Here is a 22,698-nt window from a genome sequence, read left to right on the forward strand (position 1 = left end):
GATACAAAGCCAGTGAAGAGGCTCGCAAAACGCCTTGAAAGGCGCGAAATAACCCGGCTGAAGGTCACCTGGCCGAGAATGAAACTCATTTCGCTAACGCGGTAAGAGATCCGTCGTAGAAAAGTGATTATTAGAGGTGCCCTTAAGAGCTGTAACAATATTTCCATACAGCTCATATACGGAAGCAACCGCATTCCGGGCTAGGGCTTCATTCTCAGCGGGTCTTGTATTCTCGGATACGGGTGTTCTCGACCAGCAGCGGCATTGTTGCCAGCGTGAACACCTTCCCATCCGTGGCCTGGAGAAGCCGCCGCATGTCCTCGCGACGCACCTTGAACCCGCGCCCGGCAATGCAGGCGATGACGTCGTAATCCTTGCCGCTCTGGTCGCGCAGCGTGCGCAGCCGTTGGACTCGCGAAACCTTGTCGCGTGCCGTGCCGTCGTCCTCGGCCCGCGCGAGTTGACGGTGTTGGCTTGGAACAGCAAGGCGTTGTCGTCGTTACGCCGCAGTTCCTACAGGATTGGCCAAAAGGCAATAAGCCAGTGAGAAAACCCTTCTTAGGAAGGATGCCGCGTCAGATCCAGCTCAGACAACTCCGCTATGGCCACCAACTCTTCATAGACCGCCCCGATAAAGAGCAACGCCGGGCCGCCTTGGAGTTGCTTCGCGGCGTTCGCCAAATCGCACAGGCGCGCCGGAATGATGCGTTTTCCCGGCAAGGTGGCATGCTCGATCAGGACCGCGGGATGGGTACTTGGAAGTCCCGCTGCCATCAATGCTTCGGCGATGGCGCCGGCCTGCTGGCCTGCCATGTAGAGCACGACGGTATCGGCGGCGGCGGCGCTTCTTGCCCAAGGATGCTCGGTTTCCCCGTGGCCCACCCTGGGTGTCACGAAAAGGACGCTGCGGCTAACGCCACGTTGCGTGAGGGATTGCATCAAATCCGCGCTGGCGCCGAAGGCAGCGCTCACGCCGGGAATCACTTCAACTTGAATGCTCGCGGCGGTTAGCGCGTCCATTTCTTCGCGCGCGCGGCCGAAGAGCATGGGGTCGCCGCCTTTCAGGCGCACGACACATGCATGAATTTGAGCAGCATCGATGAGTCGCTGGTTGATGAACCGCTGGGCGGTGGATCGCTCGCCGCAACGCTTTCCCACGGATACCTTAATGGCTCGCGGGCAAAGATCGAGCATCGCTTCTTCCACCAATGCGTCGTAAAACACGATGTCCGCCTTCCCCAGCAATCGGGCGGCCCGTAACGTCAGTAAATCCGCGGCCCCCGGACCGGCCCCTACGAGATAAACGGTCCCCGGCACTAGCGAATGGTGCCGGCACCCACGGTGTGGTTGCTGCGCTCGTCGATGACCACGAAGGCACCCGTCACGCGGTTCTCTTCGTACAAATCGAAGACGAGGGGCTTGAGGGTCTTCAACTTCACGCGCGCGATGTCGTTCATCTCCAAGGTCTGGGGATTAGGGATGGTTTTGAGGGTTTCCACGTCGATGCGATGTTCCAGCCCCACGAACTTCGCCCGCACGCTATTCACACCCTGCTTGATGAGGTAGGGCTGGGAGATGAGGATAGGCTGCGCGTCGAACCAACACACGTCGGCCTCGATTTCTTGCGAGACCTTCGGCTTACCCTCGGCCGAGACGAACATGTCGCCTCGCGAGACGTCGATTTCTCGGTCCAAGCGCACGGTGACGGCGCGATCGGCGGGGGCCTCGTCCAACTGCCCGCCCGCGGTCACGATTTCCTCGATCTTGGCTTGCGCACCCGAGGGCAAGGACACAATGGTGTCACCCACTCGCAGGCGGCCGGATGCCACGGTGCCTTGATAGCCACGAAATTCGTCCTCGGTGAACCAACTTCCCTTCTGCACGTTGTCGCGGCGCGCGCGCACCACGCGCTGCACGGGAAAACGAAGGGATTCGCTCGCCTCGTCGTGGCGCGCCGGCACACTCTCCAAATACTCCAGCAACGCTGGTCCTTGATACCATCCTAGAGATTCGCCACGCCCCACGATCATGTCCCCCAACAAGGCCGACATGGGCATGGACAAGACTCCCTTGAATCCCAATGAGCTTGCGAACGCTTGAAACTCCGAGTCGATGACTTCGAAGCGTGCGCGCGACCAATCCACCAAATCCATCTTGTTGACCGCCAGCACGATGCGGGGAATACCGATCCAACGCGCGAGGAAGGCATGGCGCCGGGTTTGGGGCTGCAACCCATCACGTGCGTTCACCAGCAATACCGCCACGTCCGCGGTGCTGGCCGCCGTGACCATATTGCGCGTGTACTGCACATGGCCCGGCGAATCTCCGATGATGAACTTACGTTTGGCCGTGGAGAAGTAGCGGTAAGCCACATCGATGGTGATGCCTTGCTCGCGCTCCGCCAGCAAGCCGTCGGTGAGCAAGGAGAGATCGATTTCGCTGCTTCCGCGCTTACGCGAGGAAGCTTCCAGGGCGCTCACCTGGTCCGAGAGCAGGCTCTTGCTGTCGTAGAGCATGCGGCCTATGAGCGTGCTCTTGCCGTCGTCCACGCTACCTGCGGTGATGAAGCGCAAGAGTCCCGTATGAGTCCTCACTAAAAGTACCCTTCCTTCTTGCGCAACTCCATGGCGGCTTCGGTGGTTTGATCGTCCAAGCGCGTGGCCCCGCGCTCGGTGAGCGTGGTGAGTTCCGTTTCGCGCACGATTTCCTCAAGGCTCGAGGCCGTGGAAGCCACCGGCGCGGTGCAAGTAATGTCCCCCACCGTGCGGAAGCGCACAATGTGCTCCTCGATAACTTCTCCAGCCTTCGCCGGGGTTATGAAGGTGACGGGCACCAACGCGTTCTTGCGCCGGATCACCGAGCGTTTATGCGCGAAGTAGATGCTGGGTAGCGCAATGTCCTCGCGCTGGATGTATTGCCATACATCCAACTCGGTCCAGTTGGAGATAGGGAACACGCGCACGTTCTCCCAGCGGTGGACGCGGCCATTGTAGATGGACCAAATTTCCGGGCGCTGGTTTTTGGGGTCCCACTGCCCGAACTCATCACGGAAGGAGAACACCCGTTCCTTGGCGCGCGCCTTTTCTTCGTCCCGGCGCGCCCCTCCGATGCAGGCATCGAACTCGAATTCGGCGATGGCGTCTAGAAGCGTGACAGATTGGTGGGGATTGCGCGGCTCATCGGGATGGCGCAGGCGCACCCGGCCGTTGCGGATGGAATCTCCCACGGAGCGCACCACCAAGTTCAAATTGCGCTCCTTGACCACGCGGTCCCGGAACTCGATGACCTCCGGGAAGTTGTGCTCCGTATCCACGTGGAGCAGCGTAAAGGTCAGCCGTTCGGGGAAGAATGCCTTCTCGGCCAGCCGTAACACCACGGCGGAATCCTTCCCGCCAGAGAATAACAATGCCACATTACGGCACTCGGCCGCCACTTCGCGCAAAATGAAAATGGACTCCGCTTCCAGTGCATCCAGCTGGGCCCAGGATTGATCGCCTACGTTCCTCAAGAATCCCCCACCACGGTCAAACCATCTCTCCCTCGCCTTTTACAAGCTTGGCGCGAACCAGTTTACCAGTGGGATCGAAGTGCAAGCCGCACTCCTTGGACTCGGGCTCCTCCCACCACCACCGGCCCGCCCTGGCATCCTCACCGGGTTGGACGGCACGCGTGCAAGGAGCGCACCCGATGCTGGGGTACCCTTGCTTATGCAAGGGATGGGTGGGCACATCGTAGTACCTGGTGTAAGCCCAAAGGTCTTCCTCGCTCCAATCGGCCACCGGATTGAGTTTCATCAGCCCGTTGATCTCATCATGGGCTAGCGCTTCGATATCGGTTCGTGTGACAGACTGCTCCTTGCGAAGGCCCGTGATCCAGAGCTTCTTGCCCGCCAGGGCGCGCCGCAACGGTTCGATCTTCCTCACCTCGCAACAGCGCTTGCGCAGGTCCACACCCCTGTAAAAACCATTCACGCCATGGGCCAGCACGAACTCCTCCACCTGGGCCGGCTGCGGAAAGTACACACGCATGGGCCGCTTATAGCGGGCGCGCACGACATCCATGAAGGCGTAGGTTTCATCGGGAAGGCGCCCGGTATCCAGGGTAAAGACTTCGATCTCCAAACCCGCGCGCTCGATCATGTCCAGTATGACCATTCCCTCCAGGCCCAAGGCCGTGGCCATGGTGGCCGGAGAGTGGGCCTGGATCGCGGATTGAATGAGACTCAGGGTGCGATTGATTTTTTGCGTTAATTCCATTGGAATTTCCTCACCCAAAGCGGCGCGCGAACAGCGGTCCGCGGTCATTGGCCGCTTGATAGACTTCACTGAAATCCTCGAACGCGGCCAGCACCACCGCCACATCCTGGTCCTCGCGCAGTTCAAACGCATCGAACCCGCAGCGCTCCATGAGAAAGACTTGATCGCGCCACACGTCCCCCACGGCGCGAACTTCACCTTTGAAGCCATGGCGCTCACGCAATAGCCGGGCGCTGGAGTAACCCCTGCCATCGGTAAAACTTGGGAATCGGATGGCAATCACCGGCAATTGCCCCACTACACCGGCCAATTCCTTGGGATCTTCGGCCGGTTCCAGGATCACGCCGGTTTCATGAATCCGGCTCATCAAATGCTCCTTGTTGGCACGCCAGAAGGCCAGCGGAACGATCCAATTCCCAGCGGGCATTTCGGTACAAGACGCCCCTAGGTGAGTCCAGTTATCGTCCGCCAGCAGGCGGTTCTTAATGTACTTGCTCATAAACCCGGATCTTGAAAGGTTCCACACCGATGCGGTGGACGACGTCGACGAAGCGCTCTTCCTCCGATTCACGCACCTCCAGATAAATTCGGATCAGGCGTTCGATCACATCGGGCACATCTTGCCTCGCAAAGGACGGGCCGATCACCTTGCCGATGGCAGCCTTCGTGCCTTGGCGCCCTCCGATAGTGATTTGATACCACTCCTCGCCATTCTTATCCACTCCGAGAATACCGATGTGCCCTACGTGGTGGTGGCCACAGGAATTCATGCAGCCCGAGATATTGAGATCCAATTCTCCGATGTCATGCTGGTAGTCCAGATCGTCGAAGCGGCGCGCGATGGCTTCCGCCACGGGGATGGACACGGCATTGGCCAAGGAGCAGAAATCCCCTCCCGGGCAAGCGATCATGTTGGTGAGCAGGCCGATATTCGGCGTCGCCAGTCCCAAAGGCTTGAGCGCCTGCCACAAGTCGTACAGGCGGCGCTCCTCCACATGCGGAAACACCAGGTTTTGCTCGTGAGTAACGCGAACCTCGCCGAAGCTGTAACGCTCGGCAAGATCCGCGATGGCATCCATTTGGTCCGCGGTGGCATCCCCTGGGGGAATACCGGTCTTCTTGAGCGATAAGGTCACCGCACGATACCCAGCCGCCCGGTGCGCGTGCACGTTGCGCCCCACCCAGCGCACAAAGGCTTTATCGGCTCGCAGATGCGCCTCGTGCTCGCGGTCCGGCGAGTGCAATGCAAGATACTCGGGACGCTTGAAGCGCGCGCTGATGCGGTCTATTTCCTCTTGGATCAAGGTTCCTGGGCCGTCCTTGAGGTGCGCCCATTCCTGCTCCACCTCTTCCCTAAACTTCGCCGGCGTGCGCTCCTTGACCAAAATCTTGATACGCGCCTTATAGAGGTTATCGCGCCGGCCGTAGCGGTTGTACAATCGTAGAATCGCATCCAGGTAAGTCAGTAAATGCCGCCATGGCAAGAACTCACGAATCACGTGCCCCACGATAGGCGTACGGCCAAGGCCGCCCCCGGCGATGACCTTGAACCCCGTTTCGCCCTGGGGGTTACGCACCGCATATACGCCCACGTCGTGCACCATGGTGGCGGCGCGGTCCTCGTCCGAACCGCTGATGGCGATCTTGAATTTCCTCGGGAGGAAATTGAACTCCGGGTGAAAAGTGGACCATTGCCGCATTACCTCCGCCCACACCAGGGGATCGACGAGTTCATCGGGTGCGATTCCGGCGAACTGGTCCGAGGTGATGTTGCGCACGCAATTGCCGCTGGTCTGAATGGCGTGCATCTGCACGGAGGCCAGGTCCGCCAGAATATCCGGCACCTCTTCCAGCTTGGGCCAGTTGTACTGGATATTTTGACGCGTGCTGAAGTGCCCGTAACCACGATCGTATTTGCGCGCGATATGCGCCAGCATGCGTAACTGGCGCGTGGAGAGCAGTCCGTAAGGAATGGCTACCCGCAACATCGGCGCGTGGCGCTGTATGTATAGACCGTTGCGCAGCCGCAAGCCCTTGAATTCGTCCTCGCTCAGCTTGCCCGCCAGAAACCGCTTCGTCTGGTCGCGAAACTGCGCCACGCGCTCGTCGACGATGCGCTGGTCTATGGGGTCATATTGGTACATGGCTCACACCCAAACTAATTTTCCGCCGATGATGAGAAGGACCAGCGCGAGGAAATTGCGCACCGGCCGCTCGGGCAACATCCCGCAATACCGGCTGCCCAGCCAAATGCCCGGTAGCGAACCTAACAACAAGCTGACAAGCAGCCAATAATTCACTGTCCCCAACACCATGTGGCCCGCCCCCGCGACGAGGGTCAAGGGCACGGCGTGGGCGATATCGGTCCCCACCACCTGGTGCGTGGATAGCCGCGGATAAAGCAGCGCCAAGGCCGCGGCTCCCAATGCTCCGGCGCCCACGGAGGTCAGGGTCACCAAGAACCCCAACACGACGCCCAGGCCGATGGTGGCGCTATTCTGTGTCCGTTCCGAGATGTTCCAGCGGCTCGCATTGCCTCCACGCACGAGGCTATGAATCCGGTCCCGGAAGAAAATCGACAGCGCGCTGATGAGCAGCATAACGCCTAAACCGAAGCGCATCGTATTCGAGACGCTATCCTGGTAGCGGCCGAAGTGGCGAATGGCCAAAGTTGTCAACGTTGCGCTCGGCACGCTGCCTAACGCCAAGTACAGTGCGATCTGCCACTCCACGCCTCGCTGCCGGTGGTGTACCACCGACCCGCCCGCCTTTGTCAAGCCCGCATAGAGCAGGTCAGTTCCAATGGCCACGGCGGGCGCGATGCCGAATAGCATGACGAGTAGTGGCGTCATCAGCGACCCGCCGCCCACCCCCGTCATCCCCACTATGGTCCCCACGAGCAAGCCGCTCAGGGTGAAATGCCAATCCATACCGCCGCCTCTTCGTCTTATGGGGGCGGATCGTACCAACGGGGTATAGATTCACAACGAATTAGTTCTGATATAGATATGCGCTTTACGCATATCTATTCAATTCGAAGGGCTCATGGAACGCGCCCTACGACCCTGGAAGCCATCCCCCAAGAGAAATCCCCAGTCCCACCAGCGCGCACGCCGTAAGAACCGGAATCACTCCGATCTTGAAGCGTAACAGCGCGATGAAAGCCGCGACACCGATCAAAGCCGAAATCCATTCGAAGCGGCCTTCAAAGCCGCTTGGCCATAGCACGTGATACGCGAAGAAAAGCGCGAGGTTCAGGATCACGCCCACTACCGCTGCCGTAATGGCGGTGAGCGGCGCGGTGAAGCGCAAGTCACCGCGCGTGGATTCCACGGCGGGGCCGCCGAGCAATATGAATACGAAGGATGGCAGGAAGGTGAAGAAGGTCACGACCGTGGCGGCTACAGCGCCCGCCAGGAATAAGGCATCGCCACCAAACAAAGCCTTGGTCCAGCCGCCGATGAAACCGACGAAGGCCACCACCATGATGAGGGGTCCGGGCGTGGTTTCTCCTAGCGCCAAGCCGTCGATCATTTGCGCGGCGTTCAGCCATTGATGATGTTCCACCGCGCCTTGATAGACGTAGGGCAGCACGGCGTAGGCGCCGCCAAAGGTGAGCAAGGCGGCCTTGGTGAAGAACCAACCCATTTGAGCCAAGACGCCGTTCCAACCGAAGAGAGCCGTGAGCAACGCCATTGCTCCGCCCCACAGTCCAAGGCCAACCAACAGCACCCGTGCGAATTTCACGGCAGCGAATTCCGCATGAGGTGGTGCCGGGGTGTCGTCGTCGATCACGGCGGGCCCATAACTCTTCTTTGCAGAGGCGTGTCCACCTCCCAGGTTGAAGCGCGCCGGCGCGTATTTGCCCCCAAGATAGCCCACCACGGCGGCGGCCAGAACGATCCAGGGAAACGGCACGTGCAATAAGAATATGGCGGCAAAGGCCGCGGCGGCGATGGCCCACAGCGCGTTATTGCGCAATGCTCTCGAACCGATCCGGTGAGCGGCTTGCACCACGATGGCCGTCACCGCGGGCTTGATGCCGTAGAACACTCCCGCGATCACAGGTAGGTGGCCAAAGGCCACATAGATCCAGGACAGCACGATGAGAATAACCAGCGATGGCAGCACGAACAACCCGCCCGCCACGATGGCGCCCCAGGTGCGGTGCATGAGCCACCCCATGTAGGTGGCCAATTGCTGCGCCTCCGGGCCGGGAAGCAGCATGCAATAGTTCAAGGCGTGCAGGTAGCGCCGCTCGGAAATCCAGCGGCGGCGCTCCACCAACTCGCGGTGCATGATGGCGATTTGCCCCGCCGGACCGCCAAAGCTGACGAAACCTAACCAGAGCCAGAAGCGTAAGGCTTGTTTGAAGGTTGGAGATTCAGGAGAGGAATCCGGCGCGATATGGGAGCGCACGCTACCCCCTCATCAATCTGACGACCCAAATCCCGGCCGCCGTCAGCGTAAGGGATGCGGCCAGATGCGCTCCGGCATGGGCCAATGCCCATCCGATCTGTTGCTTCGCGATGAGCCCGACAGCCTCTGCCGAAAATGTCGAGAATGTGGTGAGGCCACCCAAAAATCCGGTGACCACGAGCAGCTTTACTTCCGGAGGAACTGCGGCGTTACCGGTGAAATATTCCACGGCCACTCCGATGAAAAATCCGCCCGTGGCATTCGCGGCGAGCGTACCCAACGGCAAGTTTGGGAACAATGGATTGAAGGCCAAAGCCAGCAGCCAGCGCATCCATGCGCCTACCGCGGCACCCGCTCCCACCGCACACCAATGCGTCCAAGAGGTCACAGTTTTTCCATGGGATCTAGGATCCTCGTCGTCAAGGGATGAGGCACAATACTCGCGCCAATCAAAAAGGACACTGCCATGCAGAACCTAAAGGCCCTGGTCGAACCTGATCGAGTCCACCGCAGCGTCTACACGGACCAGGCTATCTTCGACCAAGAAATTACCCAAATCTTCGAAAGGACTTGGGTCTACTGCGGGCACGAGTCGCAGGTGCCGAATACGGGAGACTACCAGAGCGTGCTTATCGGCCGCCAGCCCATGGTCATGGTGCGCGGAAATGAAAACACGATTCGCGTGCTCTACAACCGTTGCCCCCATCGCGGCGTGCAGTTGTGTGGCGCCCTCAAGGGCAATGCCGGATCGAGCCTGGTGTGTTCCTATCACGCCTGGAGTTTCCATCTGGACGGCACGCTGAAGAGCATGCCATTACAATCCGGCTACGATGGAACACAGATCGGCCGGCACGACTGCAATGTAAAGCAAGCCGCACGAGTGGATAGTTATCGCGGATTCGTATTCGCGAGCTTGGGGGACATAGGTCCTGGTCTCTTGGAATTTTTGGGCGATGCGCGCATCGCCTTCGACGACATGTGCGACCGCTCGCCCGAAGGCGCAGTGGAAGTGGTGCCCTATTGCCACCGCGTAATCCAGCATTCCAATTGGAAGTTCTTCATGGAAAACCAGTTGGATGCCTTGCATCCCTCCGTGACCCATCAATCCACCGGCATCGCCGCAGGGCGGGAGGAGCGCGCGCTCGCCCAGGGCGGGCACGCGACTCCGCTTTACTACCACTACCTTTCCACCTTCGCCTCGCCCTTCGAGAAGTGGGATTCCGTGCAGACGGTGAACTTCCCTCGTGGCCACGGCATTTTGAAGGGCTACATGGGCCTTCGGCCGCAAGACCCCGACACCAAGGAGTATGAAGCGCTCATGTACCGGGCCTATGGCCCCGAGAAAGCCGAGGAGTATTTGGGCCGCAGCATTCATCACGTGCTGGTGTATCCCTACCTTTCCGTGCAGTCTCCACTGCAACAACTGCGCTGTTTGCGGCCGCTGGCGCCGAACAAGACCCTCTCCGAAATCTGGCATTTCCGCTTGAAGGGTGTGCCCCAGGCCATCTACCGCCGCGCCCTGTGGTACTTCAATGTGGTGAACTCCCCGGCCACGATGATCAACGCGGACGATCTGGAAAATTGGACCAAGGGTCAATGGGGCTTGGAATCCCGTGGCGGAGATTGGGTCAGCTTTCACCGCAATCATGGCGGCGATACGGAGGAAGACGGCATCACCTACTCCAACAAGGGAACTTCCGAGGCGGTGATGCGCAACCAATTCAAAGCCTGGGTAACCTACCTCGCATAAGGAACAGCGCCATGCCAAGTCAAGAAGAGTTGGCTCGCCGTTTGGCAGAGCATGTCGTCATCTCGGACGACAAGCGTGACGACACCGGCGCCCAAAGCATCGCGCCCGAACACTCGCCGCGTGCGCTTCATCGCCCGGCCGTACTCCCCGCCAGAAGCGCGCTCAAGGATTTGGATTTGCAACACCGAGCCGAACAATTCCTCTACCACCAAGCCGAGTTGCTCGATGGCAAACATTGGCAGGCTTACATCGATCTATTCGCTGGCGAGGGTATGTACTGGATGCCTATCGCCCCGGAGCAAACGGACTGGACCGATTCGCCTTCCATCTTCGCCGAGGACAAATCCTTGATGACCATTCGCATGGGCCGCATCACCCATCCCAACGCTTGGTCGCAAGCGCCCTTGTGGGGCACCCATCACCTGGTGAGCAATGTAGTGATCGAGTCTTTTTCGGAGCAAGAGGTAACGGTACGATCACGCTTTCAGATGATGGAGCTGCGGCGCGACAACGTGCGCCATTTCGGCGGTACCTACCGGCACACGTTGGTGAGGACCGGCGAGGATTGCAGAATCAAGCTGCAACGCGTGGACATGATGAATGGCCAAGCACCTTACGATTACGTGTTGCAAGTCTGGGTCTAGTTTATTTCACTAGGAGAGCACCATGGCGCTTGCGCTCAACCAGATTCCTTGGCAGGAACCGATCGTTCCGATTTTCGAGGACCGCGACTGGGAGCGTGAAGTCAAGAAGAAGGCGGGCTCGGTGCTGGACATCATGCGCCGCGTGGCTCCCAGTCCTTGGCTAAGACAAGTACTGCTGGCGCTCGGAAACCCCGCCATGATGCATATCACCGGAAACCTCGCCGCGATGATGGCCATGGTAACCGCCCAGGAGAATGCCTGCCGGTATTGTTACGGCGCCACACGGGCGACTATGCGCATCCTAGGCTATTCCGACAAACGGATCGGCCAGATCGAGCGCGGTGTGCAGTTGGCCGATTTCAACGAACGCGAGCGCGCCATGCTTTTGTTCACCAGAAATCTCGCCCGGTCCAATCCCCGGCCTTCAAGGCAAGACCGCGAACAAATCGCCGCCCTATGATTCTCTTCACAGGCCATCGCGGAGGCTGCCTACTTCGTGGCGATGGGCTCATCGGCCGGCGGCGGGGAAAGTTTATTGAAGCAGGATCTCTATCAGGTACGGCCCCTTGAGCGCCAAGGCGCGCGTGAATTCTCGGGCGAAGCCGCCCAGGTCACTGGCCCGCCCGCCTTCGATACCATGCCCCTTGGCCAGTGCGAGCCAATCGAGATTTGGGCGGTCCAAACTCATCATGTCCGTGGCCCGCTGCCCTGGCGCACCCGCGCCAACGCCCGCGAACTCGCCTTTGAGGATCGCATAGGAGCGGTTCGCAAGCACGATGATCGTCACGTTCAAGTTCTCGCGTGCCATGGTCCACAAGGCTTGCACCGTGTACATGGCGCTCCCATCGCCTTCTAGGGCGACGACCTTGCGGTCAGGGCAAGCAATGGCGGCACCGATCGCAACGGGCAAACCGAACCCGATGGAGCCTCCCATGTTATTGAGCCAGTCATGGGGCAGCGCGCCTGCCGTCGGGGGAAACAAGCCCCGGCCAACGCTTACGGATTCATCCACCACTATGGCGTGTTCAGGTAGTAAAGCCCCCAGCACGGCACCAATACCTTCCGGCGTCACCGGTCCAGTGGGCAACTCCGGCCGCCTTGGTTGCGCGACAAATGCCGGCGGCGTATTTCGCGCCCCGAGTTCCTCGGCAAGCGCTTCCAGGGCAGCTTCGATATCTTCTTCCACACCCGCGAGCTTGGTGCCGGTGCACCCCTCGGGCACCAGAACGCTGGGCTTATTGGGATAAGCGAAGAAGGAAACGGGAGACTTGGCACCGGCCAGCACCACATGCTGAACGCCCTTCAAGGCGTTAAGCGCGGAATCGACCACATATGGCACTCGATCGGCGTGCACGCGCCCTGCCCCGCGCTGAATCCGTGAGTTAAAGCCCGCCGCCATGATGCGGCACCCCGTTTTCGCCGCGATGCGCCCCGCCCACAAAAGGGAAGACTCCAATAATCCCGCTCCGCTGAGCAGCAACAACGACGCAAAACCGTGGGCCAGTGCGTGCGCCGACTGCGCTATGGCGTCTTGCGATACCGCGACCCTCCCTACCGCGGGCGCGGTGGACGCCATACCTTGCGCTGCATTCCACGCCGTATCGGCCGGGAGGATCAAAGTTGCGATCTGTCCCGGAGCCCGCCGGGCCGCTTGAATGGCCAGCGCGCCGTCACCGGCGACATCAGCCGCCGACGCCGAAGTCTTCACCCAATGGGACACCGGCCGCGCGATGCCCTCGATGTCGGAAGTGAGCGGCGCGTCGTGTTTGATGTGATCGGTGGCGTGTTCGCCGACGATATTGATCACACCGGACCCCGCCTTCTTGGCGTTGTGCAGATTAGCGAGTCCGTTGGCCAAACCAGGGCCAAGATGCAGCAGCGTCGAAGCCGGATTACCCGACATCCGGTAGTACCCATCCGCAGCCCCGGTAACCACCCCCTCGAAGAGGCCAAGCACGCAGCGCATGCCCTCGACCTTATCAAGCGCCGCCACAAAGTGCATCTCCGAGGTGCCGGGGTTGCTAAAGCACAGATTCACCCCGCCCCCGACCAGGGTACGAACCAAACTCTCGGCGCCGTTCATGACTGCAAGGACATCGCCTCGTAGTCGAGCGGCGCGGCCGTTTCCATCATCACTTGCTCGGGAACGCGCGCGGCTTCGGCCCGGCTGCGCTCCGCTTTCGATTTTAGCTGGGCCTCCATATAGGCGCCGAGGTAGCGTCCGCGCGCGACGATAGTGCGGCCCACGCGCAATCTCTCTTTTTCGAAATAGCGCAACGCTGCATCGGTATCTCCGCTGTCCAATCCTCGAATCAGCGCCATCACGTCGCCGGCACCTTTGGGTACGCCCATGGCGGTGTGCGGGCGCGTCACGAAAGCGGCATCGCCCGCAATGGCCACGCGGCCAAAGACGAGTTGACGGGGTTCCAGATCGAAGATGGGCTGAAAGAAGTGCCAGCGCCCATGCTCCAAGGCAAGGGCGAATTGGGGCGCCAAGACGCGACGCGCCGTTTCCATCATCTCGTCCTGAATGCGCTTGCTGAAAAGTGCCGGCGGAATACCGTTGGCGTGATAAAAACCCGAATCGTCGGTAAAGAAGCGCGGCAGGTCCTTGTGTTCGTCCACCGGGTGGTACCACACCACGTTGAACTGCCGCTTGCCGGGCTCGGTGTTGTAGCCCGGGCCGGGCACGGGATAGGCGATGGCCTGCGCACCGGGCGCGACGCACACCGTGTAGCGTTCGAACAGATTCTCGAATTCCTTCGCGGGCAATTCTCTTTCGTCCACCAGACAACGCCAGGCAATGTACCCGCAATAAGCGGGCTTCAAGTCCGGCAGGAACTGAGTACGCACGGTGGAGCGCAATCCGTCCGCGCCGATGAGTAAGTCGCCGTCGATGCGCTTGCCATTGGAGAAGACCGCCGTCACGCCCCCGCTACGTTGTTCGACACGTTCCAAGGCCATGCCTTGGCGATAACGCTCGGGGGGAAATATTTTCTTCAAGATCTCGAAGAGCCGCCCCCACGAGGTCATCACCTGGCGAAATTCTCGTTCGGCCACGACCTTGCCCTTCTTGTCGATTGCGATGCGCGCGGGCATCACCACGCCCAGGGAACTCTCGGTCTCTTCCACGCCCGCCGCTTGAAACGCGCTCTCCAATCCCGGAAGAATCGTGATGCCCGCCCCCCGGCCCTCCAAGTCCTCGGACACGCGCTCGAAGACTTGCACGTCCCAACCCCTGCGATGAAATAGGTTGGCGGCGAGGAGCCCGACAAGAGAGCCTCCCACGATCAATACTCGTTTTCCGCTCATGAAGACTCGATCCCCGATTGCTTTTCGGCCAATTTGATAAGCGCCATGTAATCCTCCTCCGCATATCCCTCCCCCACCAGAGCCTGAACCAACTGCCGTGTCGCGGAGGTGAGCGGCATGGGTACTTCGTTGTGCTTTGCCGCCGAAAGAATGAGATCGATGTCCTTCATGATCAACCGCGAGGTCATGGTGGGAGAAAAATCCCGCACCTTCATGAGTCCCACCTTGGCTCTCAACCAAGGCGAAGAAATCGTGCTCTGCCCCAAGGTATCGAGCATCGTATTCCAATCGAGCCCCGCCTTGCGGCCCAGGGTCAGCGCTTCGGCCATGCCTTGCGCCATGGTCACCACCATGGAGTTGGCCACGAGCTTCATCACCCGCGCTTCTTCCGCGGTACCGAGATAGATCTGCCCTTTACTGAAAGTCTCCGTTACTGGTTTCACGGCCGCCCACGCGTCTTGAGGGCCGGAAACCATCACGGTCACTTCGCCTTTAATGGCGGATGCCGCGTTGCCAGAAATAGGTAAGCGCAAATAAGGCACCCCGCGTTGCTGTGCCGCGCGCGCCACTTCCGCCGATACCTCCGGGGATACCGTGCTCGTTTCGGCGAATATGGCGCCGGGCTTGGCGTTGGCGAGCACACCGCCGCCCCCCAACGCCACTTCGCGCAGGGCCGCATCATCGGAGATGCACGAGAACACGATATCCGATCCCTGTGTGCACTGCGCCACCGACAGGGCCTCCGTCGCGCCCAGGGCTACCAGCTTTTGCCGGCTCTCCGCGCTACGGCTATAGACTTTGACGGCATACCCCGCCTTCAGAATAAATCCTGCCATCGCCACGCCCATTCGTCCAGCTCCGATCCAGCCAATCGCTGGTTTATTACTCATTTCACTCCCCTATCGAAGGACAAGAAAAGACACTTAACGTAAAGACGCAAAGGACGCAAAGGAAACCAAATTCTAGAGGTTATTTACTACGCGCTTTACGCCGTCTCGCATCACGGCAGCGTGAAAATTAAGGAGCAGTCAACGATAGAATTAGAGCACTCGTTCTCATCCATCTTTTCTCTCTTTGCGTCTTTGCGTTGAAGGCCTTTCGCCTTACTTTGGCAATCAACCGCCCCTCCCTACCCACCTAAGTAGTAGCGCTTCACCAAATCGCTATCGCGCAACGCCTTCATGTCCGCTCCCTCGAATGCGATCTGCCCGTGCACGATTACATAGCCGCGGCCAGCGATGCGGCTTGCTTCATGAAAATTCTGTTCCGCCATCAATACCGTCAGCCCGAAACGCTCCTTCATCTGGGCGATGGTATCTATCATCTGCGTCACCAAGGCGGGAGAAAGGCCGACAGAGGGCTCGTCCACCAACAGCAGCCTTGGCGCGGACATGATAGCGCGGGCGATGGCGAGCATCTGTTGCTGCCCCCCGCTCATGCTACCGGCCAATTGCCGAGTGCGTTCGCGCAACATGGGAAACGCCTCATAGCAAAGCTCGAGGCTGCGCTCGATCCGCGCGCGCGCTTCGGCGCGGAATGCACCCAGCAGGAGATTCTCCCGCACCGTGAGTTTCGGAAAGAGCCGCCGGCCTTCGGGCACCATGGCTACACCGAGGCTGGCGATTTGTTCCGTCGTTTTCCCCGTGAGAGCGATGCGTTCGCCATCGAGATCGAGGGTGACCGAACCTTGCCTCGTCTGCACCAAGCCCATGATGCACTTCATGAGCGTGCTCTTGCCGTTGCCGTTGGTTCCCAGCAAGGCCACCGTCTCGCCGGCACGCACGCTCAAGGAAACGCCTTGCAGCACGCTGACCGCGCCGTAGCCGGCATGCAGATTCTCGATCTCAAGCACCGAGGTAGATCCTGCGTACGATGGGATCGGCAACGATCGCCGAGGGCACGCCCTCGGCCACGATCTGGCCCGCATCGAGGCACACCACCCGTTGCGAGAACTTCATGATCGCATGCATGATGTGCTCGATCATGAGCACTGCGATCCCCTGTTCGTTCAGACGAAGCACCAGCTTCAGCACGGCGTCCACTTCGCTGGTGGAAAGCCCCGCCATGACCTCGTCCAATATGAGTAGCTTGGGTCCCACGGCCAAGGCGCGCGCCAATTCCAGACGGCGCAGGTCTACCTGCGTGAGAGAATTCGCCAACGCATGGGCCTGCTCCGCCAAGCCTACTTCCCGCAATATTTCGAGCGCGCTTGGCGCCTGCCCAGCGCCGCGCGCACCCGTATATTCCAAGGGCACGCAAACGTTCTCCAGCACCGTCATGCTGGAGAAAGGTCGCGGCAACTGAAAAGTGCGCGCCAACCCCAACCTTGCGCGCTGGTGCGCGGCCAGGGCGCCGATCTCCGAATCCTCGAACCGAACGCTTCCAGCATCGCAAGGCATTGCACCGGCGATGCAGTTGATCAACGTGGTTTTTCCCGACCCATTGGGGCCGATGAGTCCAAGGCGCTCGCCCGCATCCACCCTTAGTCCAACGTTGGACAGCGCCGCGAATCCACCGAAGTTTTTGTGAATGCCACGCGCTTCGAGAATAGTGCTCACTGGCGCTCCCCGCGCCGCAGTAAACCCAGAATGCCTTGGGGCGCGGCCACCACGAAAAACACCAGCAGCCCGCCTACCACCAGCACATTGAGCTCCGAGGAAATGGTGACGGTGACGATTTGCTGCACGGAGCCCAACAGTAGCGCGCCAATCACCGGACCCAACCAACTGGAGGTGCCGCCGATGATGGGCATCGCCAGCGCCGACACGGCGTAATTCAAGCTGAAGGCAGACGTGGGCTCGATGAAACTCATGTACAAGGGAAACGTCGAGCCAGCCAAACCCATCAAGGCCCCCGACGCCGCGGCGGAGAACACTTTCAGTTTCATGGTCGGCACGCCCAGTGATTCGGCGGCCTCCTCGTTGTCGCGTAGCGCGCGCAGGCCGCGGCCGATCCAGGATCGCTCGATGTAGCGGGCAGCGGTGACCGCCGCGATGGCGAAAATAACCATCAACACGAACAAGAAGCGGTTGTACGAGGTAAACCACGCCGGGGCCTCCGGCTGCAATACAGTGATGCCGCGCGCACCACCGACCAATCCCCAATTCATCACCACGGTTTCGAGGATGACGGCGATGGCCACGGTGGCGATGGAGAAGAAGATGCCGCGTAAGCGCAACGTCATGGCACCGATGAGTCCGCCCATGAGCGCGGTAACCAGCATCGCGCACAGGACTTGTACGAATAGCGGCGCGCCGAAACCCTTGATCAAAGCCACCGAGGTGTAGGCCCCCGCCGCGAAGAAGGCACCGGAGCCGAAGTTTACGTAACCGGCGTATCCACCCAAGATGTTCCAAGCGGTAGCCAATACCACGAACTGCAGCACGACGTAGCCAGCGAAAAAAAAGTATTCGTTGGTCACCCACTGGCCCAGCAGCAAAGCGGCGCCCAGCATGACCGCGGCCCCAGCGCCGAACTTTCGGTGCGTGCTAGTCACCGGCCGAACAATCCGGTAGGCCTAACAGCGAGCACGGCCAGCAGCAAACCGAAAGCGACGGCTGGCGCCCACGAGGCACCCATGGAAGTGAGCACGAGGCTCTCCGCGATGCCGAGGATGACTCCGGCCGCGAGCGTACCCTTCATGCTGCCCAGCCCGGCCAATACGGCCACGCAAAAACAGCGTCCGATGTACAAGCGTCCCAACCCTGGCTCGACGGGGCCAATCACGATCAACAACGCACCGGCGATGGGGCATGTCGCCGTCGCGATGCCAAAGGCCCATTGCTTCACCTTCACGGGGTTGGCGCCCATGAGCGCGAGCCCGGTTTCGTCCTGCGCCACCGCCTTGATGGCCCGGCCCATGAAGGTACGGGAAAGGTAAAGGGACAATAGCACCGTCAAGCCCAGCGCCACCGCGAAAGCCACCAGCATGCGATAGGGCAAGCGGTAATCGCCCAAGGACAAGCCTTGGCCGATGTAGCTCGCCTGCACCATACGTTGGTCCACACCGTAATTCAAGATGAGCGCCACCTCCACGATGAAGGCCACGCCAAAAAAGAACGCCAGTCCGCGCAGGCCGGCATCGCTTCCGCGCCTCTCGAACACGGCGTGATAGAAGCGGTAGACGCCCACTCCCAGAAAAAAGAAAAAGGGCGAAAGAATGACGCCGGCGAGTATGGGATCCACCCCAGCCTGATTGATGCCGTAGACACCATAGGCGCCCAGCACCAGAAAAGCGGGGTGCGCGATGTGGGGAACATAGAGCAGGCCAAAGGCTACCGAAAGGCCGATACTCACCGCCGCGTAAAAGCAGCCCAGCAATATGCCGGCGATGAGGGCTTCAGCGAGTAGATCGAAGGACACGGCGCTGAAGCAGGCTTAGCGCCGGATCTCGCTAAAAGGCCGCACTGGGGCGGTCTTGTAGGCGGCCGGCCCCACGATGACCTGCTTGCCCGCCGAGCGAAACTGATCGGTATTTTTATCCAGCACGTCTTGAAACTGCACGAATATGACCCTGGGCGAGGCCCATTCGCCGGTGGGGCCGTAGCGAAAATTCCCGGCGATGGTTTTCATCTCGTTCTCGCGCAAATATTTGGCCAGCACCTTATTGTCGAGGCTCTTGGTCGCGTTCACCGCCTGCGCCAGAATTTGTCCTATGGCGTAATCGAATGGCGGAATGTAGAACCCCAAAGCATCCACGTTGGCATCCTTGGCCTTGGCTTGATAGCGCGCGAGAAAATCGCGCACCCCAGGGAAGTCCATGGTTCTTTCCGGTACCCACGCGTGAAAGTTCACCACCCCGTTCAACATGGAACCTAGCGATTCCATCAACGTCGTATATTGCAATCCCACCATTGCCCCGCCGAAGATTTTGACGCTGCTGCCCACGCCGGTTTCGTTCAACGCCCGAATGATGGCCGCCGAGTCCGACGGGTAGGACGCAACGAACACCGCTTCGGGTTTCTTCGCGCGCAATGCGCGCAACATGGAAGAGAAATCCACCGTGTTAGGGGGATAGTTTTGGTCGTACACGCTTTCCAGGCCACGCTCCTTCAAGCCTTGGCGGACACCGCCCGCGATGGTCTGTGCAAACTCGGCGTCCGCCGCCAGGATGGCGATGGTCTTCACGCCAAGTTGACCGGTTAAGGCGAGGTATGCTTGCGCCATCGCCTTGGCCGAGGACCAAGGCGCGTTGTTGAAGTACTTGTCGTGTTTGATCTGGGCGTTCGCATCCAGGGAGAAGTTACCCATCAGCAACAAATCGCGCTGCTTCACCAGGGGCATGACGGGGGCAGTGAGATTGGTGCCATAGGGCGCAATCAGCAGATCGGCCTTATCCACGTCCACCAATTTTGTGTAGATGCCAGGCGTGGTGGACGGATTACTCTGGTCATCGTAGACCACCAACTCCACTGGACGCCCCAGGAGACCGCCTTTGGCATTGACGTCGTCCCGCCAGATCTGCAATGCCAACAGCCCGGATTTTCCAGCCCCGCTCAAAGGCCCTGTCTGAGCAATGGATAAGCCGACGCGAATTGGATTCTGTGCGTTGCCTAACGCCGGCATTGCAAGACTGGCCGCCAATGCAAGGCAGGCTTGCACCCTATTTAATATCATTTTCTTCTCCCCCTTGTGCTCGATCTCGCAACTATATCAGGGGATGCAGTATCGGAACGCCCAAGGCGGCGATGCCGCCCTGGACCGGCGGGTACTCAAACCCGGCGGGCGTGTTTGCATCTTGGAGATCACGGCGCCCGCGGGCCGCGCCAGAAATTTTCTGCTGCGCATCTACATGCGCGGCGTCGTTCCAGCTCTAAGCCGGTTGGTGGCGAGCGCACCTAGTACGCCCAAGCTCATGCGCTATTACTGGGACACCATCGAGGCATGCGTGCCGCCCGAGCAAGTGCTGAACACCGTTCTGCACGCGGGTTTCAGCGAGGTTTGCCGCCACGTGCAAGGCGGAGTATTGTCCGAGTACCAAGCGGTCAAGCCATTGACCTAGCCCCGGCGCGCCACCAGCAGAACATTGGCGAAAGGAGTGCCGGCACTCATTGGGCGGCGCTCGGCCATGAATCCCAGATTTTCCAGTTCTCCGGTCCATTCGGAAAGAGTTCGGCAATAAAGCCGGGACAAGCGGTGGCCCCGCGCGAAGGTGACGGCACGATCCACCCAATTGCTGATGCGAAAGGGCATGCCGCCCGCGGCATCACCCACGCGCAATAGCAACAGACCACCCGTATTCAGCGATTCCTTCAACCGGCTTAGCACTTGAATTTGGGCATCGTAACCAATGTAGTGCAGCACATCGAGAATCACCATCACATTGGCCGGACCGAAGGGGGTGGTGCAAATATCGCCTTGAACGAATGTCGCCTGCGAACCCAGTGCCTCGCGTGCGCGCCGCTCGTCGGCCTCCATCAACTCGATGCCGTGAACTTGGGAAAAGATGGGAGGCTGTTGCCATTCTCGCGGCCATGCGCCTCGCACCTCCATGTGCGAAGCGGCGTTGAGGAGCGACGCCAGCAGGCCCTGCCCGCACCCCAGATCCAGCACTCGCGACCGGGGTGCGATCAATCCGTGCTCCAGGATATGGCGAAAGGCAGTATCCGCGCTTAATTTTCCCCGCGCAAAGCGCCACGCGAACTGGCCAGCTTGGCGGTATGGCCGCGAGGCCTCGTCAAGCAAACTCGTCCATGCCTGCGAGGCGCTCGCGGCACGGCCTCCCGCAAGGTCACGAGCTTCAGCCCTTGGGCACGCGTGGCTTCCAACAACTTTGGCAGAACTTCCAGGATCACCGAATGGCCTGTTCGAGTAGCCGCGGCGTTGCCGTCGTGCAAAAGAAGAATGTCCCCGGCCTGTAGATCCGTCGTAGAAAAGTGATTATTAGAGGTGCCCTCAAGGTCTTGTCCCGCACTCCGTGGCCGATCAATACCAATGGTGTGGGCGATACAAAACCTGGAATCGTTTACGCATGGAGTTCGCCCGAGAGCACGTAGGATTGCGGCGAATGACGGGCAGCCGCCTCGCGCGCCCCCAATTCGTCCAGGGTGGGGATGACGCCGCGGGCACCGTGAGCCAAGGCAGTGATCATGGCCGAGGTGGCGAAAAGCACATCGAGCACGATCACCTCCTTATTTTCCAACCGCGCCATGTCGAGGTCTTCGCGGCGGAACAGAACGTGCACTTTGTGATTAAGGTGGACCGTCATGAGCTTGAATCCTCCTGCCCGCGCCGCCCGAACATTCCAAAACCCTCCATGGTCATCACTAACTCACCTAGTTGATTGATTACTTCCCAGCGGCTCTTGATGATACCCGTGCCGGGCTTGCTTTGAGAAACACGGGTTTCCAGAATCACCCGGCGCGCGTGGATGGTGTCCCCCGGCCGCACGGGTTTGAGCCACCGGATGTTGTCCAACCCAGGCGAGCCCAGGCTCGCGCATTCATTCAGATGGCTATCGCACATCATGCGCATCACCAGCGCGCAGGTATGCCAGCCGCTGGCGACAATCCCGCCAAACACCGACTCCTTGGCCGCTTCCTCGTCTATATGAAAAGGTTGGGGGTCGAATTGGCGGGCGAATGCGATGATTTCGTGTTTCTCAAGCGTGCGTGCCCCCATTGCGATGACATCGCCCGCCTTGAAGTCTTCGAAATAGAACTTATAAGCCATGGCATGCGCAAAAAAACTGGCCGAGTATCGCACATGGACACCCACGAACCGCCCTGGGCCAACCCACGCTAGGCAGCCAGCCCAGGCGCGCGGCGCATCCTTGCACCGCTTTACAGGCCTCAAGTTCTCCTCTGGCGGGCAGATAACTGAGTTGGGAGAAAATGCTGGCCATGGGTTACCCCAGCAGCTCTGCGGGAGCACTTGGCGGGCGTTGGCGGGGACCCCGGTAACGCATGTGCGGCCATTCTGCCGAGTGGCCCGGTATTCGCTGCTTTGCGCACCCCACGCCCATGAACTTGATGCAAACACAGCGTTAGAAATTCAGTCATCCATATATGAGCAATGAAATCATAGAGGCAACCGGCTTAAAGCGTGGCAAGCGCAAGGATTCAATCCAGCGCTCGGCTGCCACTCACGATGAGCAAGGTACGCCCTTGGACGACGAGGAAGCCAAGGAAATCCTCACACAGTGCCAAACCATGGCACAGGAACGTCTCGGCAAATGCCTTGCCACCATCTGGGGCGAGGTCCGAAACTCGATTTTGGCGATGACCGAGGAAAACAAGGAGGACAAGGACGCTCGAGACGCCTATATACAAGGAGCGGAGAGAATCTTCGCCAAGCGCCAGGCCATTCAAGACCGCTT

The 22,698-nt window shown here is 60.0% G+C and carries 25 protein-coding genes and 1 pseudogene; 5 read left to right on the top strand and 21 right to left on the bottom strand.

From position 1 onward, the window contains the following. Positions 1-214: 214 nt before the first annotated feature. From EXR36_09745 to crcB, 10 genes and pseudogenes are all read right to left on the bottom strand, one after another. Positions 215-448: pseudogene (locus EXR36_09745) on the bottom strand (hypothetical protein). A 110-nt stretch (positions 449-558) separates the two neighbouring features. Beyond that, complete coding sequence (cobA, locus tag EXR36_09750) at positions 559-1,317, bottom strand: uroporphyrinogen-III C-methyltransferase (protein MSQ59901.1); 759 nt, start codon at positions 1,315-1,317, stop codon at positions 559-561. Beyond that, positions 1,317-2,594, bottom strand: a complete 1,278-nt coding sequence (locus EXR36_09755; GenBank protein ID MSQ59902.1) for a sulfate adenylyltransferase — start codon at positions 2,592-2,594, stop codon at positions 1,317-1,319. Before EXR36_09755 ends, cobA begins: the two co-directional genes overlap by 1 nt. After that, the gene (cysD, locus tag EXR36_09760) at positions 2,594-3,508 is read right to left on the bottom strand and encodes a sulfate adenylyltransferase subunit CysD (GenBank protein MSQ59903.1); all 915 of its coding nucleotides are present in this window, start codon (positions 3,506-3,508) and stop codon (positions 2,594-2,596) included. The genes EXR36_09755 and cysD overlap by 1 nt, the downstream gene beginning before the upstream one ends. A gap of 16 nt (positions 3,509-3,524) precedes the next feature. Then, positions 3,525-4,256: a phosphoadenylyl-sulfate reductase gene (locus tag EXR36_09765; protein ID MSQ59904.1), complete on the bottom strand. Its 732-nt coding sequence runs from the start codon at positions 4,254-4,256 to the stop codon at positions 3,525-3,527. 10 nt (positions 4,257-4,266) lie between these two features. Next, on the bottom strand, positions 4,267-4,755 hold the full coding sequence (locus tag EXR36_09770; protein MSQ59905.1) for a DUF934 domain-containing protein: 489 nt from the start codon (positions 4,753-4,755) through the stop codon (positions 4,267-4,269). Further along, positions 4,739-6,400 (bottom strand): nitrite/sulfite reductase, encoded by a 1,662-nt coding sequence (locus EXR36_09775; GenBank protein ID MSQ59906.1) that lies wholly within the window; start codon positions 6,398-6,400, stop codon positions 4,739-4,741. The genes EXR36_09770 and EXR36_09775 overlap by 17 nt, the downstream gene beginning before the upstream one ends. A 3-nt stretch (positions 6,401-6,403) precedes the next feature. Next, positions 6,404-7,186, bottom strand: coding sequence for a sulfite exporter TauE/SafE family protein (locus EXR36_09780; protein ID MSQ59907.1), 783 nt, complete (start codon positions 7,184-7,186; stop codon positions 6,404-6,406). A 127-nt stretch (positions 7,187-7,313) separates the two neighbouring features. Beyond that, complete coding sequence (gene chrA, locus EXR36_09785; GenBank protein ID MSQ59908.1) at positions 7,314-8,675, bottom strand: chromate efflux transporter; 1,362 nt, start codon at positions 8,673-8,675, stop codon at positions 7,314-7,316. Position 8,676: 1 nt separating this feature from the next. Further along, complete coding sequence (crcB, locus tag EXR36_09790) at positions 8,677-9,006, bottom strand: fluoride efflux transporter CrcB (protein MSQ59909.1); 330 nt, start codon at positions 9,004-9,006, stop codon at positions 8,677-8,679. 135 nt (positions 9,007-9,141) lie between these two features. Here crcB and EXR36_09795 point away from each other — a divergent pair, with 135 nt between their 5' ends. From EXR36_09795 to EXR36_09805, 3 genes are read left to right on the top strand one after another with little or no spacing between them, the layout of a single operon-like run. Then, positions 9,142-10,425: a ribosomal subunit interface protein gene (locus EXR36_09795; GenBank protein ID MSQ59910.1), complete on the top strand. Its 1,284-nt coding sequence runs from the start codon at positions 9,142-9,144 to the stop codon at positions 10,423-10,425. After that, positions 10,272-11,069: a hypothetical protein gene (locus EXR36_09800; GenBank protein MSQ59911.1), complete on the top strand. Its 798-nt coding sequence runs from the start codon at positions 10,272-10,274 to the stop codon at positions 11,067-11,069. The genes EXR36_09795 and EXR36_09800 overlap by 154 nt, the downstream gene beginning before the upstream one ends. 22 nt (positions 11,070-11,091) lie before the next feature. Continuing rightward, positions 11,092-11,529: a hypothetical protein gene (locus tag EXR36_09805; protein MSQ59912.1), complete on the top strand. Its 438-nt coding sequence runs from the start codon at positions 11,092-11,094 to the stop codon at positions 11,527-11,529. Between the two features lie 72 nt (positions 11,530-11,601). On the opposite strand, the gene EXR36_09810 is transcribed toward EXR36_09805, so the two are convergent. The 8 genes from EXR36_09810 to EXR36_09845 form a co-directional block, all read right to left on the bottom strand. Next, complete coding sequence (locus EXR36_09810) at positions 11,602-13,152, bottom strand: acetolactate synthase large subunit (protein MSQ59913.1); 1,551 nt, start codon at positions 13,150-13,152, stop codon at positions 11,602-11,604. Then, entirely contained in the window at positions 13,149-14,381 is a 1,233-nt protein-coding gene (locus EXR36_09815; GenBank protein ID MSQ59914.1) for an FAD-dependent oxidoreductase, read from the bottom strand. The genes EXR36_09810 and EXR36_09815 overlap by 4 nt, the downstream gene beginning before the upstream one ends. Further along, positions 14,378-15,271 carry an NAD(P)-dependent oxidoreductase gene (locus tag EXR36_09820; protein ID MSQ59915.1) on the bottom strand — a complete coding sequence of 298 codons (894 nt, stop codon included), beginning with the start codon at positions 15,269-15,271 and terminating at the stop codon, positions 14,378-14,380. The genes EXR36_09815 and EXR36_09820 overlap by 4 nt, the downstream gene beginning before the upstream one ends. Before the next feature lie 239 nt (positions 15,272-15,510). Next, a complete protein-coding gene (locus EXR36_09825) occupies positions 15,511-16,308 on the bottom strand; it encodes an ABC transporter ATP-binding protein (GenBank protein MSQ59916.1) in 798 nt (265 codons plus the stop codon). Next, positions 16,226-16,939 carry an ABC transporter ATP-binding protein gene (locus EXR36_09830; protein ID MSQ59917.1) on the bottom strand — a complete coding sequence of 238 codons (714 nt, stop codon included), beginning with the start codon at positions 16,937-16,939 and terminating at the stop codon, positions 16,226-16,228. Before EXR36_09830 ends, EXR36_09825 begins: the two co-directional genes overlap by 83 nt. Beyond that, positions 16,936-17,835, bottom strand: a complete 900-nt coding sequence (locus tag EXR36_09835; protein MSQ59918.1) for a branched-chain amino acid ABC transporter permease — start codon at positions 17,833-17,835, stop codon at positions 16,936-16,938. The genes EXR36_09830 and EXR36_09835 overlap by 4 nt, the downstream gene beginning before the upstream one ends. Before the next feature lie 38 nt (positions 17,836-17,873). After that, complete coding sequence (locus EXR36_09840; protein ID MSQ59919.1) at positions 17,874-18,743, bottom strand: branched-chain amino acid ABC transporter permease; 870 nt, start codon at positions 18,741-18,743, stop codon at positions 17,874-17,876. A gap of 15 nt (positions 18,744-18,758) precedes the next feature. Further along, positions 18,759-19,997 carry a branched-chain amino acid ABC transporter substrate-binding protein gene (locus EXR36_09845; GenBank protein ID MSQ59920.1) on the bottom strand — a complete coding sequence of 413 codons (1,239 nt, stop codon included), beginning with the start codon at positions 19,995-19,997 and terminating at the stop codon, positions 18,759-18,761. On the opposite strand from EXR36_09845, the gene EXR36_09850 reads away from it, so the two are divergent. Next, complete coding sequence (locus EXR36_09850) at positions 19,897-20,382, top strand: hypothetical protein (protein MSQ59921.1); 486 nt, start codon at positions 19,897-19,899, stop codon at positions 20,380-20,382. The genes EXR36_09845 and EXR36_09850 overlap by 101 nt on opposite strands. Here EXR36_09850 and EXR36_09855 read toward each other — a convergent pair. From EXR36_09855 to EXR36_09865, 3 genes are all read right to left on the bottom strand, one after another. Next, complete coding sequence (locus EXR36_09855; protein ID MSQ59922.1) at positions 20,379-21,065, bottom strand: class I SAM-dependent methyltransferase; 687 nt, start codon at positions 21,063-21,065, stop codon at positions 20,379-20,381. The two genes, EXR36_09850 and EXR36_09855, sit on opposite strands and share 4 nt — an antisense overlap. Positions 21,066-21,345: 280 nt before the next feature. Then, on the bottom strand, positions 21,346-21,588 hold the full coding sequence (locus tag EXR36_09860) for a hypothetical protein (protein MSQ59923.1): 243 nt from the start codon (positions 21,586-21,588) through the stop codon (positions 21,346-21,348). Continuing rightward, on the bottom strand, positions 21,585-22,052 hold the full coding sequence (locus EXR36_09865; GenBank protein ID MSQ59924.1) for a MaoC family dehydratase: 468 nt from the start codon (positions 22,050-22,052) through the stop codon (positions 21,585-21,587). Before EXR36_09865 ends, EXR36_09860 begins: the two co-directional genes overlap by 4 nt. A 335-nt stretch (positions 22,053-22,387) precedes the next feature. On the opposite strand from EXR36_09865, the gene EXR36_09870 reads away from it, so the two are divergent. Further along, positions 22,388-22,698: hypothetical protein (locus EXR36_09870; protein MSQ59925.1), on the top strand; the 311-nt coding region annotated here is incomplete at its 3' end.

The organism is Betaproteobacteria bacterium (assembly GCA_009693245.1).
Classification (GTDB): Bacteria; Pseudomonadota; Gammaproteobacteria; order Burkholderiales; family SHXO01; genus SHXO01.